Below are 16,279 nucleotides of genomic sequence, written 5' to 3' on the forward strand. Positions count from 1 at the left end.
GGTGATTACTGCCTTCTTAAAAAGTTATATTCAACCAACGAAAACTGAAGATAAACGCTGAAAAGTTATTCGTGCAATTCTGCGTTAAGCTGGTCGATAACTTCAGCCCACGTAGCATCTTCAACAATAGCATCTTTTAAAAATGCGGACTGACTTTCATTCCAATAAGGGGCTTCATGTAAATGCTGGCTTTTATTCAGCCCTCGATGTGTTTCAAAAAATTCAGCGATTTCTTCGTCAGAACTTCCTAGGCCGAGTTGACTAAATAAGCTGTTCATTGTTGGCTGTTCAGTAAACATAACGCCTCCTTGAGTTTTAGGGTAATGAGAGGGATACATATAACCTGCTACGTATCTAGTAGATAAGTACTTGAACTTACTATATCTACTTACTGAATAGTTACCCTCCTATATATGCTTAAGATCACCCAGCACCCTCAAAACAAAAGTCCGCCTGATAGCTGATTAAAGATACTCAGCAAAGTCTTGTGGTGAAATTACCTCACCTTCTTCAGCTGGGACAGGACAAACGATAACCATAAGTTCGTCTTGCGTCATACCGGGAACCCACTTAGCTAAAAACTCCTCAGTTGTAAGTTCCATTGCTTCACAGTGCGCCCAATCTTCTGTAGCCCACAAGAGCGCGAGCTCAGCGTCAGGCCAAACCGGTACTCCGTCTTCTTCATCGGTGGTTAGCATTACGCATCCATGCTCGTCTTTGAGGATAAACAGTTTTTGCTCGGCTTTAATGGTCGCCAAGCTAGCTTCTAAGCGTTGAAAAGCGTTTTTTTCTAATAAAGGATGTATTTGAGACATAGGACTCTCTTTTAAATTCTGTCAATTTTGCGCCGTACATGACGGCACTCACGCAAAAGCTATTAGTCGCATTCAACTTATTGTAGACACACTGTCTATTATCTGTGAAAGACCGACGCGTCGTATTTGCTTCATACTGTGTATGTATAATTTTAATGGTACGTTTTCAAGGGTTCTTATTTTAGTTACATTGACATTGGCTGGTATCTGCCTTTCGATATTAGTGGGCAGCACGGCTACTCCACCTTCGCTGAGTAAGTTATTCAATGCAAGGCTTAGCGAATTAGTCCTTAACTTTGCATCTCGCAGTTGAGGATAATCGGTGAGAAGCCAGTCTCTCGCCTTAGCACCCCAGTCAATTGCTACGAAATCAGCTGCATCAACAACATTGGAAATCTCACCTACACGATATAGTGCTAATTCATGCTCCATTACTACCTCGCTATTCACCTCTTCAGACTTTAGCGGCTCAGTAGAAAAAGCAAGGTCTGTTACTCTCTCGTGTAGTTGACGTGAAAGCGAGTCGAGCGTTAAAACTTCAGCCTTTACAGACCAATCTGGAAATGAGTTATGAAGGTGACTTAGCATTGTGGGCAGCAGTAATTCGCTGGCAAGCTGTGTTGCTCCACAAACCACGTACTCAGACGATTGAATTTGCAGTTCTTGTTTTGCTTCGTTAAGCGTAACACATAATTGCTTGGCATAGGGAAGCAGCTTCTCTCCCGACTGGGTGAGTTGGATACTGTTTCGCTGCCTTATGAATAGCGTAGTATGGAAATATTCCTCTAGAAGTTTTATCCTCGCGCTAACGGCAGATTGAGTAAGGTAGAGATTTTCAGCGGCTTTGCCGAAATGGCGGGTTTTCGCCACCTCTATAAAGGTGGTAAGAAAGCGTATATCCATGCTAGATGTATAACCGAATTAATGTGGGTCTAAACTGACACAGATGATACGGCAAGTAAATACAAATGCACAGAGCACACCGTTTAAAACGGTGCGCTTAACTAAAAATCCAATTAATACTCTTCTTGATGCAAACGTCGCTGCTTTTCGCGTCGTTGCAAGTCTCGCTTCTGTTTTACCTTCACGGCACTTTGACGTTTAGAGTTTGGTTTTTTAGCGTGAAGATCTTCCTCTTCTACCGAGTCCCATTCATCACGCTGGTAACGATAGTCTTTACTCATCGACTTCTCAGGGTTATTAACATCCCCTCAATTATTATCCCAAGCGGCGAAATAGAAAACGAATTTTAATCATCGTAGCGACAAGAATTTTTGATGGCATTTTTACTGTAGTTTCACAGACGTATTTGGCAAGTATGTGTGTCATTTTTGTGACAATGCGCCTACAGAGGAAAGCAGATGAGGATTTTAAAAATGCCATATATTTCAGGAAATTATGAATTACCAAAGATGTGTTCCACCTTGTTCAACTAAGCGCAGATTAAATGAAAATTTCCTCAAGTTCCATTTTTTAACTCTGTTGAAAATTTTTTATTGATAAGAAAAAAATCTTTTGTTTTATCTTTGCTTTTATTTAACTTAAAAGTGCGCTGAACAAAACATTACGTTGGGTACAACATGAAAAGTTTAGCTATTCGACTATCTGCAAAACCGTTTATTGACCGTCAAAAGTTTCCCTATGGATTTCGTAAATCTGGGGATTTTAGTATTACTGAAGCTGATATTTTAACCAACTACGGCAAGACCTTATTAGATCTTGAAAGTGGTGTTCTATCACCAGAAAGCGAAGACGAGCAACACTTCGTGAAGTTCATTAGTGGCGAAGTTGAAGCAGCAAATAACCTCGAAAAAGCGTGGGCAAAATACGTCAAGTTGGCACGAGGTAAAAAGCATTTCTATACCCTGCACAGCAGTGCTAGCAATCAATCAGATTACGACGACAATTACTCTGAAGAAGAGTTCGATGTAGCCTAATTTTGACATGCACGTTAAAAGCTCGCTCTGGCGAGCTTTTTTGTTTTTACAGATAAATGATCTCAATCAACTCTAAGCAAGAAGAAAATGAAGAAAGGTTAAGGACTGTCTACACTTAGAGTTATAAAGAGTGACGTTAACCAATGAAAACTGTTGCTCTATACAAAGAGCCCTAGCAAAGGAGACGCGCGATGATCATTAGTTCAAAACAGCTTACCCACTTTTCCATCCATGCCGTTGATGACAAAGTAGGAGGCGTACGCGATATTCTTTTTGACGATGAGACGTTTACCGTACGTTATCTGGTCGCGGATACAAATACGTGGCTTCCGCTTAGCAGAAAAGTGGTTATATCTCCCATCGCCGTGACAGAACTTGTGTACGATGATGACACTGTCCATGTAAATATGACTGTTGAAAAGCTAAAGAAGAGCCCATCAATCGACGAGCATAAGCCCGTCTCTCGTGAGTACGAGGAAAACCTCTTTAAATATTTTGGCTACGGCTACTACTGGATTGGTCCAGGAGCGTGGGGTGAGTTTGCACACCCCAATGAGCTTGTTGAATTACAACAAGCGGAAGAGTCTGGAACACTTCCCCCCCAAAAAACCAGTAATCATTTAAGGGCTGTTGGAGAAGTGGGAGGCTATGAAGTTGCTACTACCACCGATAACGTTGGGCACATTAGTAACTTTATAATAGACACCCAAAATTGGAAAATTGTAATGCTGGTTGTCGATACCAATAACTGGCTTCCTGGTGGCAAACATCTAGCGTTATTGCCGAATGATATTAAAAATATCGATTGGGCTGCGCACAGTGTTGAAGTGAAACTCAGTCATGACGAGTTAGTTAATAGACCAGAGGTTGATAGCGATAGAATTTCAGAAGACGATTACATTGATATGTTGTGCAAACAGCTTCATATATAAGCTTAGATGAAACGCTAAAGATGTGCTAAATCATACAATGTCCGTCATTCCGCGGACATTGTAGTTTAAACTGCCAACACGAATAGGCTATTCGCAGAAAAATTCGTACATCAGCGCTATAAGGCGTTTTACGCGTTCATCAACAATGCGATAGTAAATTGTTTGGCCTTCTCTTCTAGTCGCTACCATTTTTGATTCTCGCAGCAATGCAAGATGCTGAGAAATCACAGGCTGAGAAACATCGATTATTTCTAGTAGTTCGGTAACCGACTTTTCCTCTTTCAGTAACGAACAAAGCACCAAAAGACGTGTTTTATTCGCAAATTGCTTTAGAAAAATCTCAGCTTCCGCTGCGTGTTCCATAATAACATCTGAACCTATTACCATATCTTCAGACATAAGCGCTCCGTATCTATAAAGTATTCTGACAACAATTTAGCTTTTTATTATACTAAAGTATAAACTATTCTGCCGACTTGCCATTATATGCGATGAAATTCGGCAATATATATTGTTTTATCTTTTTTCAATCAATACATTAGATTAATCTTATTTTTAGTCGCAAGACGCAGTTAAATAATGGAAGCGCCATGCTAATAGATATCCAAACTCGAATTAAAAATATTGACTTCGACATTCGTTGCATTACTGCTGAACAAGCCTTTGAAGAGTTATCTAACAACAATGGAGCCCTCATTGATGTAAGGGAGATCAAAGAAGCAGAAAGCCAACCGGTACCTTCTGCTCTCAATATTCCTAGGGGCGTGTTAGAAATGAAAGCGCTAGAGCAATTCAAAGAGGCATCGGTACCACTTTACATACATTGTGCATCTGGTGTTCGTGCGAAATTAGCAGCTGAGCAACTAATGCGTATGGGGTATGACGATGTATCAGTTGTAACCTGTTCTGTACCTACCATCAACCAAGCACTCGAAAAATGACTTGTACTATAGGACTATGCTATAACTCTCCCAACACATAGGTAGAGGGCGTGTATGCTTAAATCCACATTAGAACAATGGCGAATGTTTAAAGCCGTGGTTGATGCAGGTGGCTTCAATCAAGCAGCTGCAGAAGTACATAAAAGTCAATCTAGTGTGCATCACGCGGTTCAAAAACTAGAGAGTGCTATCGGTGTAACACTGTTTGAAAATATTGGCCGTAAAGTTAAGCTTTCTCCACAAGGCGAGCTTATGTATCGTCGCGCCTCGTTTTTGCTTAACGAAGCTCACAAGCTTGAAGCAGTAGCTAGTAGTTTAAAAGTGGGGACCGAAACAACGCTGCGCATAGCTGTGGATATTATTTTTCCTTCTGAATTGCTCTATAACGTGCTTGCTAAAGTCTCTGCTGAGTTTCCCCTACTGCGTATAGAAATAGAAGAGACCGTACTTAGCGGTGCAAATGCATTGTTAAGCAGCGGAAAAGTAGATTTGGGCATCTCTCCCTTTGTCTTCCCAAATGGGTTTAGTGAAGATTTGTGTGAAATTGAGTTCGCCGCTGTTGCTCATTCCGAGCACCCCTTACATCAATTGAATAGAACCCTTACTTTAGAAGACCTAAAGAGTCATCGCCAGATTGTCGTGCGCGACTCTTCCGCAGAGCGAAAAGCAGATGTTGGATGGCTAGGAGCAGAGCAACGCTGGACGGTAAGTCACGTAAGAACATCCTTAGATATCATTGCTCAGGGCTTGGGTTTTGCTTGGCTACCCATTGCAATCATAAAAGACGAATTAAAAGATGGAACTTTGGTTCCACTTCCCATAGATAACAATGCAGCGGTAAGAAAAGCACTTCTTTATCTTTCTTTTGAGGATGGAGACACATTAGGTCCAGCAGCTCGAGCATTTATGGGCGAACTGAGGTACCAAACAATGAACTTGCCCAATTCGGAATTCATGTTGGACTCTTGCACTGAATAACTTGTGTTAGCTAACCGCCGCCGGTAAATGTTGAAAACCTAGTACAAAGCCAAATAGTGAGATCGACACACCTACCAAAGCCACTGCGCCGTCGTCTGTTGCCATTCCTACGGACATGATGAATACTGCTAATGCTGGAATTAACCCCATAAATGGAATTAGCTCGAGGGGTATCATCACTAAGCCACACCCTACACAATTTAATGCAATCAGTGAGCGAAACACAGGCTGCCTCATAAAGAAACAACGTGGAACGAGAAAGCGATCAACCCGTGCTGCATAGGGCTTTACTTTTTTAACCATATCGCGTAGTCGATGAGCCTCACATTGTATATCCATTACTTTTCGAGGCAACCACGGGTGCCTGCTACCGAGTAAAATTTGCAATGCAATAAGTAAAATCGTTACACCTGTCAAAGATGGAATTCCAGGAATGGCGCCGACAGGGGTGCAAGCAATAAAAGAAGGGAGCGCTAACATGGGACCAAAGCCGCGCTTCTCCATGACTTCCCAAAAATCTCCGAAATAAAATATGTTTTGCTTTGACCGCGGTTGCATTTTCGTCAGCAGCTCAGTCAAAGTCATTGATCTTTCAGCTGTTTTTGCCCACATATTCAGTTCCTTTGATACAATTTATATTGTATTCCACTAATTTTAGGGGCGAGATACGGACGAAAAGAGCGCAAATACTCGCCAAATGACATCCACACCCTTATTTTCAGAAAAGTAGATCGTATTCAGATTTGTGCGAAAAATGTGCCAGCGCCTCTCCACAGTAGAATTTGCAAATTATTGGGAATACTTTTTGCAGCAGTGTGTAAATTGGTAACACTCATTGTTAAATTAACAAATCAAATTTTTAGTGCGTATTGCGATAATGAAATCGTAACAATGAATTCAACGGAAAGTGTTTCTATGAGCAACGCGCTTAAATTGAATGTGGTATTACCGTTAAACGAAAACACAAAGCATAGAAATGTGTGACTATAAAGAGCTATCCAGTTACCTTTTCTCTCTCATTGTGGTAAAAATATAACATTGATTTTATTCCATATTTTTGATGGAAAGTAATAGAGAAGGACATCCGTGTGCTAACCGTACTTTTAGTTGATGACGACGCCGAGTTTACAGAAGTAGCTTGTACTATCATTGAATTTTTAGGTCATGACGTATTGACCGCTGCTACGTTAGCAGAAGCCCGTGACTGGCTTGAGAAAGAAACATTCGATCATGTGCTGTTAGATTTTATGCTGCCCGATGGAAGCGGTGCTCACCTATTCAACGAACTTGATGCGCTGCCTAAGCGACCCCGTGTAACTCTCATTACAGGCCACCCTTCAGTAAAGAGCGTAATAAAAGGGTTGTGTGGACCCACCGTAGACTATCTTGTAAAACCAATTCAACGTGAAGAAATTGAAGCGGTACTAAGTAAGAAACCAAAAGCAAAAGCGCCAGCAGAAGAAAAAATCGAGAAACACTTCGACTTGCTTATTGGCGAGTCACCCGTGATGAAAGAGTTATACAAACTCATTTCAAGAGTCAGCAAAACCAGCGCTAACGTCATGTTGTTAGGCGAAAGTGGTGTGGGTAAGGAAGTTGTTGCTGCTGCAATTCACCGGGCCTCAGAAAGTGAGGGCCCTTACATTGCCACAAACTGTGGTGCATTTTCTAAAGAATTGATTGGTAGTGAACTGTTCGGTCATGAAAAAGGCGCTTTCACAGGTGCGGTAGGTCGTAAAGAAGGCGTTTTTGAACAGGCAGAGGGTGGTACCCTTTTCTTGGATGAAATCACAGAAATGCCTATCGATATGCAGCCTAACCTTTTGCGCGTACTCGAAAACAAAGTAGTGCTTCGCGTAGGTGGCACAAAGTCAATTCCGGTAAATTGCCGTGTGGTTTCTGCAACAAATAGAACAATGGAAGAAATTGCACAGAGCAAAGTGTTGCGTGAAGACATTTATTTCAGACTGGCTGTTTTCCCAATTACCATTCCTCCCTTGCGTGAAAGAAAAGAAGACATTCCTCTTTTGGCAAAAACTTTTATTGCAGAGTTTAACAAAGACAATGGTTCTAATTTTAAGTGGGAAGATAATCAGCTAGAGACGCTTCAAGCCTACGATTGGCCAGGTAACGTTCGTGAGTTAAGACACTTTGTTCACCGTGCAGCTATCATGAGCGACCCAGAAAAGAGTGAGATTGAATTACCTAAAACTATTGAATCTCCTTTTGCACAAAAGCAAAGTACGACACCTGCCCTTCAAGCGGGAAGAACCATTGAAGATGTAGAAAAAGAGCTCATCTACGCCACCTTAGAGAAAGTAAGTGGCAATAAGACTACTGCAGCAGAAATGTTAGGAATAAGTACTAAAACCTTATACAACCGTCTTCATGCTTACGGCGACCTAAGCAAAGATGAATAATAAGAGGTATTTAATATGACTAGCGAAGAGTTTTCACGACTGGGTGTTTTTGTACATGATGCTCGGAAGCCGTTAAATAGAATATCTATGCAGGCAGAGCTAGTAAAAATGGCATTGAACGGAGACGTTGCTCCTGAGAAAGCACTGGCAGCGTTGGATAAAATAATAAGCAGTGCAAAAGACTGCAGCGAGACCCTTTCTGAAATGACGTCAGAACTGGGTAAGAACGATGCGGAATAATTAAATGATCTCTAAAGTTCTGTCTTCAATTTACAGCTGGATAATTTTGGTTGTAATCATCATTGTCGTTATGACTGCAAACTCTTTTTATGTAGTAAGTACTCTTAACGACCTCTCAGCACTTGAAGCGCGACTATTTACAACTAATCGTGTAATTAATGCAGTGAATAGACTCCATGTAGCGGTGCTGCGAGTGGAGTCTGGTCAACGCGGCTACATGCTTACAGACGATGAAGAATATCTCACTGACTATACTGAAACACTTGGCGTTATCGGTGAGTTAATGGACGAGGTAGAAGTGAGCTCTTTTTCCTCAGATATAGACGAACAATCTGTAAGAATTGAGGAATTGCTTTACCTAACCAAGGCAAAGATCAACGAAGTTATTAAAGTCGTTGAACTCATAAAGGAAGGGAAGCAGAAAGAGGCCGTTAACCTAGTTGAAAGTGATAAAGGTATTGACCTTTACAGACGTTTCGAAGAGCTATTTCGTGAAATTGATGCATCTGAGCGTGGTATGCAAGGTACGCATTTAGCAAATTTGATGAGCTTGCGAAGAGACTCGGTAAACACCTTAATTATTTCTTCAGCAACTACCCTTTTGTTAGTTATCGCTGTTTTTCTACTACTAAAAATAAATTCGCGTGAACACGAGAAATATCAAGCGGATCTTGAGTCTATAAATGAAGACTTAGAGTCTCGTATTGAAGAAAGGACACAAGAGTTGAGCCTTTACTCTGACGAGCTGGCCCGCAGCAATCGAGAGTTGGAAGATTTTGCATTCGTTGCTTCGCATGATTTGCAGGAACCACTTCGCAAAATTAGGGCGTTCGGCAACCGGCTAGAGTCTGGATACAACGAGGTCATTGATGAAAGAGGTAAAGATTATCTAGCGCGAATGCTAAATGCAGCTGAGCGCATGTCGATGCTTATATCTGACCTCCTTGCGTTTTCTCGTGTATCAACCCGTGGCAAAGATTTTAATGAAGTAGATTTAAACAAGGTTGTACAAAGCGTATTGAGCGATTTAGAAATCGCCATTGATGAAAAATCAGCGCGGGTAGACGTTAGCGAGAATATGCCTACCGTTCGTGGTGACAAGACACAGCTCGAGCAACTGTTTTTAAACTTAGTCTCTAATGCGCTTAAATTTCAAAGTGAAGGCGTTACGCCCGTTGTTAAAATCAATTTACAAGAAGCAAGCGAAGAAGATACTCGAGATATCATAATGTCTGAGGAATACGATTGGATAAAAATTACGGTTACCGACAACGGTATTGGTTTTGACCAGTCATTCGCAGAGAAAATATTTGCGCCTTTCCAGCGCCTTCACGGTAGGAGTGAGTATAAGGGCACGGGCATAGGGCTTGCCGTATGTCGAAGAATAGTAGAAAGACATAATGGTCAGATCACTGCAACGAGCGCGCAAGGTCACGGGGCCACATTCACTATAATTGTCCCAGTGGATAGCGAGCCGTTTGGTTCTAACAATAATAATGGAGAGACACACAATGACGCGTAAACAAACCCAACCAATAAATATATTGATGGCCGACGATGATGAGGATGATCGCTTACTGACCGTTGACGCGCTGCAAGAGAGTCGCGTACTAAACAATTTATTTTGTGTTGAAGACGGTGTGGAATTATTGGAGTTTCTCCGTCATGAGGGGAAATACACGGATCCTGCGTCAGCGCCTCGCCCTAGCCTCATCTTGCTTGATTTAAATATGCCGAGAAAAGATGGTCGCGAAGCACTCCAGGAACTTAAAAACGACCCTAAACTACGCAGTATTCCCGTTGTTATTTTAACAACATCGAAAGAAGAGGAGGACATGCTTCGTGGTTACGACCTTGGTTGCGCCTCTTATATTACTAAACCAGTTAATTTTGAGGGCTTGGTTGAACTAATGCGTGCGCTAGGACGCTATTGGATCGAGTTTGTAGAGTTACCACACGAGTAAAAGAGGTACTAGATGTCAGAGGTTATTAAAATTCTATTGGTAGAAGATGACGAAGATGATTACTTCTTAACTTCTGACTATCTAGAACAATGTGAGTCACCTAAGTTCGAGCTGACTTGGGTGACAAACAGTCTTGATGCCGTTGAAGCACTAAAGACCCAAGATTTTGATTTGTGCTTGCTCGACTACTTATTAGGCGCTGAGAATGCCATAGATGTTTTGGGCGTTTTGAAATCGAATCAATTTAGTCTTCCAGTCGTTATTTTAACGGGTCAGTCAGACGTTACAGTAGATGAAATGGTAATGCGCGCAGGCGCCGCTGACTATCTACAGAAGTCTGAAATAGAAACACCACGCTTTATGCGCACCATACGCTACGCCATGGTTCGTCGGGACATAGAGAACGAACGGATTGAACGCAACAAGGTTGAGCAAAAGAACAAAGCTAAAGACAAGTTCCTTGCTCATCTTGGTCATGAACTGCGAACCCCTCTCACCTCTATTCTAGGCTACACAGAACTTCTCATAGATGACGCGAGAAACAGCCCGTTCCAACAAGAGCTATCGATAATTCATTCAAACGGCAAACATTTATTGAGCTTGCTCAACGATTTACTCGACATGTCTCGGATAATGGCAGAGAAATTAGAACTAAACATTAAAGATGTGAACCTATCTGCTTTTCTTACTGATATTCACTCATTAATGCGCTTGAACGCCAAGGATAAGGGGCTGAGTTTAAATGTGGTTTCTAATACCAAAATCCCTGAATTTGTTCAGACAGATCCCACTCGACTTCGTCAGGTCCTGCTTAACCTAATTTCTAATGCGGTTAAGTTCACTGACAAGGGCAGCATCACGCTCACTATTACTCTTGAGGGAAACTCAACAGATTCCGAAAAACCTCAGCGACTTAAATTTTCCGTAGACGATAGTGGCATTGGAATACCTCCAGACAAACTAATTAATATCTTCCAACCTTTCGAACAAATTGAAGATGTGATGCGCGCCAATCACGGTGGTGCAGGTCTAGGACTGGCCATTTGTAAAGAACTTGTCACTAAGCTTGGTGGCGATATAGATGTGTCATCTCGACTAGGGCAAGGCAGTACATTCACATTTGATATTGATCCAGGTGACGTATCTACACAGCCCCTCATTGACATGGAGCTCGGTCAGATACAAAACGTTGAATCTAGCAGTATCGATCTGAATGTTACAGGTAGAGTACTGATTGTTGATGACTTAAGAGAAATTCGACGACTTACCGGCCACCTTGTAAGCCAGTCTCAGGCAGACATTAGTTATGCTGAAAATGGCGTTAAAGCACTCGAAGCAGTGTTACAGGCTGATGAGCACAATCAACCTTTTGATTTAGTTCTTATGGATATCCACATGCCAGTGATGAACGGCATTGAAGCGCTACATGCTATACGTCGTCATGGCAAAGATATTCCCGTCATTGCAGTTACCGCGGCCAGTCGCAAAGGTCTCAGAGAATCTCTAATACGTGAAGGTTTTAACGATATCATAGGCAAACCAATAGACCGCTTTGCATTAGCTCACCTTCTGTCACAATATCTTCCTCCTGGCGATCACATCACTTTTACTAATGTAGAAGCACAAGTTGCTGATATGCCCCTAGACAAACCTTATGCGCCAGAAGAAAACATGCCTTCGAGTGACGGATTCGAACTCTATACGACTAAAGATTTAACAGCGGAACATACTTCTGAGAGTAACGATGACAGTACCCCTGCTAACAAGCGTATTTTAGTGGTTGAAGATGATGAAGATGCTGCAGAGCTATTGCAGCTATTTTTAGTGCACTTGGGTCATGAAGTTACCACCGAGAATTGCGGTGCAGATGCACTTAGTGCGGCACAAGGCGGCAACTTTGATCATGTACTAATGGATTTAACGCTACCCGATTACAGTGGTTACGATTTAGCTGGTGAACTTAAAGATAAGTTGCCAAATGCGACGCTTACCATTGTTAGCGGGCATGAAGCGGATCAAGACATGATGGGGTCAATAGGTATAGATAGCGCTCTACTCAAACCCGTTTCAAAAGATGACCTCGCATCCGTTGTGGATGGAGGTTAGTTTTTCACTTCCTAAGTAGGAAAATATTACAGGGGTTTGCAAGGATAACGCGTTTCTATTGCAAACCTTTCCCCCTCCCAAACGAAAAAAAATCTATCCAACTGTAAATAAAGGACTTTTTATTTGGTACACCCGTTGCAACAGTTATTGTGAACCCAAAATATTAAGGAGAGTATTATGGCTACACAAACTTCAGCAAAACCACAAACCGCTAAGACAACAAGCACTAACGGTGTGGCTGAACCAAGTCACCCAGTAACGGATCAACTAAAAGACACCCTTCATGCATCAGTAGACAAGTTAGCGGATAGTGCTGGCGTGGCGGAAGAAAACATTCGTCGCACAGCTTCGTCGTCTGCAGAAAACATGTCAGAAAGAAAGCGTTTGGCAGAGCAGAAATGGCAGGCATCAAAAGTACGTCAATTCGCAATTGAGAATCCTATCCAAACTGCAGGTATCGCTTTTGCAGCAGGTATGCTAGTAACATCACTTCTACGTAAGAAGTAAAATTATGAAAGTACCAGATTTTCACAAAGCACGTTATAAAACGTGCCATGAAAATCCATTTCGCCTGACGCCGCCTTCGGCGCAGGCGATATTTCATGTAAAAAATGGAAAAGAAGGTAAACAAGCTTCGTCACAAAATGGCGAACAATCAACGCAACAACAGTATCCCGACCCGTCATTCTCTGACGTATTCAACGCATTCAAGGAAGCATTTTCTCAGAGAAAAGAGCAAGGTTTTGCATTTCTTGAACTCACCAATAGTGAACTCATGCTCGTCAAAAAGAGTTTTTTCGTCACTGTCTTTGCGTGTCTTGCAGCATTTGCCGTTGGTACGGTTTGTTGGCTTATCTTAAATATCGCTGTAGGCGCTATACTTCACAATGCTGGCGTGCATTACGTTGTAGTACCACTTGTATTATTGATACTAAATAGCCTTGTGGCATTTGGTTTCTTCAAGCTTGCTCAGAACGCATTTGGCTATCTGAGTTTAAGCAGACTGATTCAGACATGGCGTAGAGTTTTCGGATAATATACGGCAAATGTATACACCGAGCCTTGGCGATTTAATCCACTGTTAAGCAAGTGAGGTAATTATTATGAACATCTTTTTAAAAGCGAATATGCGAGATATTGCGCAAAAAGAGCATGCTTATTTTGCCCAGAAACATCATGCAGATATTGCACTTACACAAGCAAAAAGGCAATGTAGATTAATGATGGGGAAGCCTGAGACTTTAATTGCTATCAGCTCTGTCGGAGCATACAAAGGAGCAGTAGACGCTAAACCTAAAGCAAAACGCAATCAAGCGTTAACAGCGATAGGCAGAACTGCGTTATTTTCATTGTTTCAGTGATCACAGTACTAAGGAGTTTGTGAGATGAACACGATAAGAAAAATAAGAAATAGCCGTATACTTGTTGCCGCTATCAGCACAACACTAAGCCTTGCGATAGTTGGTTGTTCGTCGACACCAGTCGCAGCCCCTACCCCCTATAAGTCAGCTAATTCCAAAACTGCTTATGGTTATTCAAGCGAAAAAGTATCTGAAAACGAGTACAAAATTCTTTTTAAGGCGACTGATAAGACGCCGGCTGACAAGGTTCAGCAATACGCTTTGTACCGCGCTGCAGAGATTGCGCAAGAACAGGGGTATAGTTATTTAACGGTATTAAAAACAAACGTTGATAAAAAGCCTGTCATAGCTAGGGAAGTAATGGCTGGAAAAGAAAAGCCGGCTGTATTTCAAACTGACAGACAATGCACTATGTCCGGCTGTAATGAAGTAGCTCAGCCAATGGCAACGCCTAACTCTAGTGACGTCGTAAAGACGCGAATTAATGACATTTACTTCACTATCAATGTAAGAGTCTCAAAAGATAAAGCAAGCTTGGGTAAAAGCGCGTTTTCAGTACAAGAGGTGCTTGCAGAGCCTTTAAAACCCAATAAGGGATAAGCCAAATGCCTTTCCCACTTTCGACTAAGCAAGCCGCTCAGCATGTAATGCCCATAGGTTCAAGTTGCGGGTGAACCATAATAGGCTGCTTTACTAGTGAAATGCTTTTCAGAATTTGAACGATGGTTACTGAAAAGCTTCCCCTCATTTTTATCAATATACACTTATTTTTCGCAACAATTTAATTAGCTACTTTTATTACGAAGCCGCATTGCGGTGATGCAATTCACCTTAAGTCACTGCCTTCTGATCACTTTGTTCTAATCCTTCGCTAGATTTATAAAATGACTACGTGATGCTGAAGAGGCAATGCCGTCAAAAACAAATTTGGGCTTTTTCACACTCCAATCGCCAATTTTCATTAAACATCGACAATTTTAATGGCCAGTTAATCTTCTATTAATGTTGTACAAAAGTCTCCGTCATTATAGCTAGCTATCATTAAAACCATGAACTGCAAAGCAGATTTAGAGGCCCGAATTATTTATCAGATGTAGGCCATTGATCAACATAAGCGAGCCAAGCAGTAACATGTATTTATTTTGCAAATGACTAAGGAGTCAGGCATGAAAAAGCTAAGCACATTAATGACAAAAACTACCCTTGTAGCAACTACTGTTATGTTAGTAACAGGCTGTAGCGCAGTGGCAAAAACTCAGATGGGTGAGTCATACAGCCAAAATACACCTGTTTTAAAAGCGCAAGCGTTAGACAAAGCATTGCTGTACTCAGATGAGTGCATTACAGAACGTGAAGTCGTAGCAGCGCAAAAGATGTGGGGCAAAGGTATTGTAAGAATTGGTGCGGTGTTTAGTAACGACGGAGATTACTCTGGCGAAGCTGCTGATTTCATCCAAGACATGTACGGATATGATTTAAGTAGTGTACTGTTTAAACCCACGCTTGCAGCGAATGATCAATTCCGCTCAAGCTTTGATGCGGCACTTTCTTACTTCGTAGGTGGTAATGACGCTTACAAGGAAGATAAGGGCTTTGCGATTAAGCCTTATACAAACGTGAAGTTCGACAATGTGGGAATTATTAACAACAGTTGTCGAATGGCCGTGGCCATGGGTAACTACTTCTTTACCGACACTAAAGGTGGAGAAACGAAAGTAGAGTATACCTTTGCCTATGTAAAAGACAGTGACGGAGATCTGCGTATCGTCGCTCACCAGTCGTCGTTACCTTACAACCCGAATGCTAACTAGATAACGCTCCGCCCCTCAACTCTGGGATTATGAGGGGCAAAACACTCTCCCTTTTATAGGCAAAGCGGTTTTGTTCCCTTTCGCTTTGCCTCTTTTATTAGTTTTATTGAGAAAAACTATGAGCGCTAAAAAAAATCGCGAGTCGCTTCATACTAATATTTCTGCTCTCGATTGGTATAAACGTTAAATCGTATGCCTAACCAAATTTTCAATCTTGGAATGCACTTGCTCTTACAGGAGATGCTGACGATAAAGGGCAATGGCTATTCTGGGTTGACGGCCATCTACGCTTCAAAGAAGACGCATCCCGCCTTGGAGTCTCTATTGTTCGGCCTGGTATTGGCTACAACCTATCAAATGACACAACGCTGTGGCTGGGCGCAGCAAGAGTTACTATCGAAACCGACAACCGCTCAATCGATGAAGATAGGTTGTGGCAACAAGCCACATATTCAATAGGAAGATTTATGGGCGGTACTATGTCTGCTCGAAGCCGCCTGGAGCAGCGTTATAGAAGCGATGAGAGTGATGATGTTGGCCATAGGTTCAGACAATATGTTAGGTGGTCAAAAGCGTTAAATGAAAATTGGTCAATAGTCGTTTGGGACGAGTTATTTTTTGGCTTGAATAACACTGATTGGGGTCAAGATAACGGGTTGGACCAAAATCGATTATGCGTAGGGCCTGCTTATCAAATAAATGAAAGTGACGCGTTGAGCTCGTGTACTTAAACAATTATATAAATTTGCCTGGCAGCAATACCAATGCTATTAC

Annotated in this window: 20 protein-coding genes and 1 pseudogene; 15 read left to right on the plus strand and 6 right to left on the minus strand. The window is 41.8% G+C overall.

Translation table 11 applies throughout. From position 1 onward, the window contains the following. Positions 1-65: 65 nt before the first annotated feature. From ACYX4M_RS18035 to ACYX4M_RS18050, 4 genes are all read right to left on the minus strand, one after another. Positions 66-299, minus strand: coding sequence for a DUF2789 domain-containing protein (locus ACYX4M_RS18035; protein ID WP_476081165.1), 234 nt, complete (start codon positions 297-299; stop codon positions 66-68). 165 nt (positions 300-464) lie between these two features. Then, the gene (locus tag ACYX4M_RS18040) at positions 465-815 is read right to left on the minus strand and encodes a DUF2750 domain-containing protein (RefSeq protein WP_476081166.1); all 351 of its coding nucleotides are present in this window, start codon (positions 813-815) and stop codon (positions 465-467) included. 72 nt (positions 816-887) lie between these two features. Beyond that, complete coding sequence (locus ACYX4M_RS18045) at positions 888-1,718, minus strand: LysR family transcriptional regulator (protein ID WP_476081167.1); 831 nt, start codon at positions 1,716-1,718, stop codon at positions 888-890. Between the two features lie 113 nt (positions 1,719-1,831). Further along, positions 1,832-1,999: a hypothetical protein gene (locus tag ACYX4M_RS18050; RefSeq protein ID WP_334060578.1), complete on the minus strand. Its 168-nt coding sequence runs from the start codon at positions 1,997-1,999 to the stop codon at positions 1,832-1,834. Between the two features lie 396 nt (positions 2,000-2,395). Between ACYX4M_RS18050 and ACYX4M_RS18055 the strand changes: the two genes are divergently transcribed. Together ACYX4M_RS18055 and ACYX4M_RS18060 are read left to right on the plus strand one after the other, a co-directional pair. Then, the gene (locus ACYX4M_RS18055) at positions 2,396-2,752 is read left to right on the plus strand and encodes a MaoP family protein (RefSeq protein ID WP_476081168.1); all 357 of its coding nucleotides are present in this window, start codon (positions 2,396-2,398) and stop codon (positions 2,750-2,752) included. Between the two features lie 191 nt (positions 2,753-2,943). Then, positions 2,944-3,684: a PRC-barrel domain-containing protein gene (locus ACYX4M_RS18060; protein WP_476081169.1), complete on the plus strand. Its 741-nt coding sequence runs from the start codon at positions 2,944-2,946 to the stop codon at positions 3,682-3,684. A gap of 87 nt (positions 3,685-3,771) precedes the next feature. Here ACYX4M_RS18060 and ACYX4M_RS18065 read toward each other — a convergent pair whose 3' ends face one another. Further along, positions 3,772-4,083, minus strand: coding sequence for an ArsR/SmtB family transcription factor (locus ACYX4M_RS18065; protein ID WP_476081170.1), 312 nt, complete (start codon positions 4,081-4,083; stop codon positions 3,772-3,774). A gap of 191 nt (positions 4,084-4,274) precedes the next feature. Here ACYX4M_RS18065 and ACYX4M_RS18070 point away from each other — a divergent pair, with 191 nt between their 5' ends. Then, complete coding sequence (locus tag ACYX4M_RS18070) at positions 4,275-4,625, plus strand: rhodanese-like domain-containing protein (protein WP_476081171.1); 351 nt, start codon at positions 4,275-4,277, stop codon at positions 4,623-4,625. A gap of 54 nt (positions 4,626-4,679) precedes the next feature. Then, positions 4,680-5,603 carry a LysR family transcriptional regulator gene (locus ACYX4M_RS18075; RefSeq protein WP_476081172.1) on the plus strand — a complete coding sequence of 308 codons (924 nt, stop codon included), beginning with the start codon at positions 4,680-4,682 and terminating at the stop codon, positions 5,601-5,603. 6 nt (positions 5,604-5,609) lie between these two features. Here the strand turns inward: ACYX4M_RS18075 and ACYX4M_RS18080 are convergent, their stop codons facing one another. Beyond that, positions 5,610-6,215: an exopolysaccharide biosynthesis protein gene (locus ACYX4M_RS18080; RefSeq protein WP_476081173.1), complete on the minus strand. Its 606-nt coding sequence runs from the start codon at positions 6,213-6,215 to the stop codon at positions 5,610-5,612. 476 nt (positions 6,216-6,691) lie between these two features. Here ACYX4M_RS18080 and ACYX4M_RS18085 point away from each other — a divergent pair, with 476 nt between their 5' ends. From ACYX4M_RS18085 to ACYX4M_RS18135, 11 genes and pseudogenes are all read left to right on the plus strand, one after another. Next, a complete protein-coding gene (locus tag ACYX4M_RS18085) occupies positions 6,692-8,023 on the plus strand; it encodes a sigma-54-dependent transcriptional regulator (protein ID WP_334060571.1) in 1,332 nt (443 codons plus the stop codon). A 15-nt stretch (positions 8,024-8,038) separates the two neighbouring features. Next, the gene (locus ACYX4M_RS18090; protein ID WP_476081174.1) at positions 8,039-8,263 is read left to right on the plus strand and encodes a hypothetical protein; all 225 of its coding nucleotides are present in this window, start codon (positions 8,039-8,041) and stop codon (positions 8,261-8,263) included. Between the two features lie 4 nt (positions 8,264-8,267). After that, the gene (locus tag ACYX4M_RS18095; protein WP_476081175.1) at positions 8,268-9,785 is read left to right on the plus strand and encodes a sensor histidine kinase; all 1,518 of its coding nucleotides are present in this window, start codon (positions 8,268-8,270) and stop codon (positions 9,783-9,785) included. Beyond that, positions 9,775-10,227: a response regulator gene (locus ACYX4M_RS18100; RefSeq protein WP_025255558.1), complete on the plus strand. Its 453-nt coding sequence runs from the start codon at positions 9,775-9,777 to the stop codon at positions 10,225-10,227. Before ACYX4M_RS18095 ends, ACYX4M_RS18100 begins: the two co-directional genes overlap by 11 nt. Before the next feature lie 12 nt (positions 10,228-10,239). Next, complete coding sequence (locus ACYX4M_RS18105) at positions 10,240-12,333, plus strand: response regulator (protein ID WP_476081176.1); 2,094 nt, start codon at positions 10,240-10,242, stop codon at positions 12,331-12,333. A gap of 177 nt (positions 12,334-12,510) precedes the next feature. After that, complete coding sequence (locus ACYX4M_RS18110) at positions 12,511-12,840, plus strand: DUF883 domain-containing protein (RefSeq protein WP_476081177.1); 330 nt, start codon at positions 12,511-12,513, stop codon at positions 12,838-12,840. Between the two features lie 4 nt (positions 12,841-12,844). After that, complete coding sequence (locus ACYX4M_RS18115; RefSeq protein ID WP_476081178.1) at positions 12,845-13,369, plus strand: hypothetical protein; 525 nt, start codon at positions 12,845-12,847, stop codon at positions 13,367-13,369. Positions 13,370-13,436: 67 nt separating this feature from the next. Continuing rightward, positions 13,437-13,694 carry a hypothetical protein gene (locus tag ACYX4M_RS18120; RefSeq protein WP_476081179.1) on the plus strand — a complete coding sequence of 86 codons (258 nt, stop codon included), beginning with the start codon at positions 13,437-13,439 and terminating at the stop codon, positions 13,692-13,694. A 24-nt stretch (positions 13,695-13,718) separates the two neighbouring features. Continuing rightward, complete coding sequence (locus tag ACYX4M_RS18125; RefSeq protein ID WP_476081180.1) at positions 13,719-14,294, plus strand: CC0125/CC1285 family lipoprotein; 576 nt, start codon at positions 13,719-13,721, stop codon at positions 14,292-14,294. Positions 14,295-14,860: 566 nt separating this feature from the next. Next, positions 14,861-15,505, plus strand: coding sequence for a phosphoribosyl-AMP cyclohydrolase (locus ACYX4M_RS18130; RefSeq protein WP_476081181.1), 645 nt, complete (start codon positions 14,861-14,863; stop codon positions 15,503-15,505). Positions 15,506-15,771: 266 nt separating this feature from the next. Further along, a pseudogene (locus ACYX4M_RS18135) lies at positions 15,772-16,236 on the plus strand (DUF2490 domain-containing protein); the annotation flags it as partial. Positions 16,237-16,279: the final 43 nt, after the last annotated feature.

Source organism: Alteromonas sp. ABV4_150 (assembly GCF_056311745.1).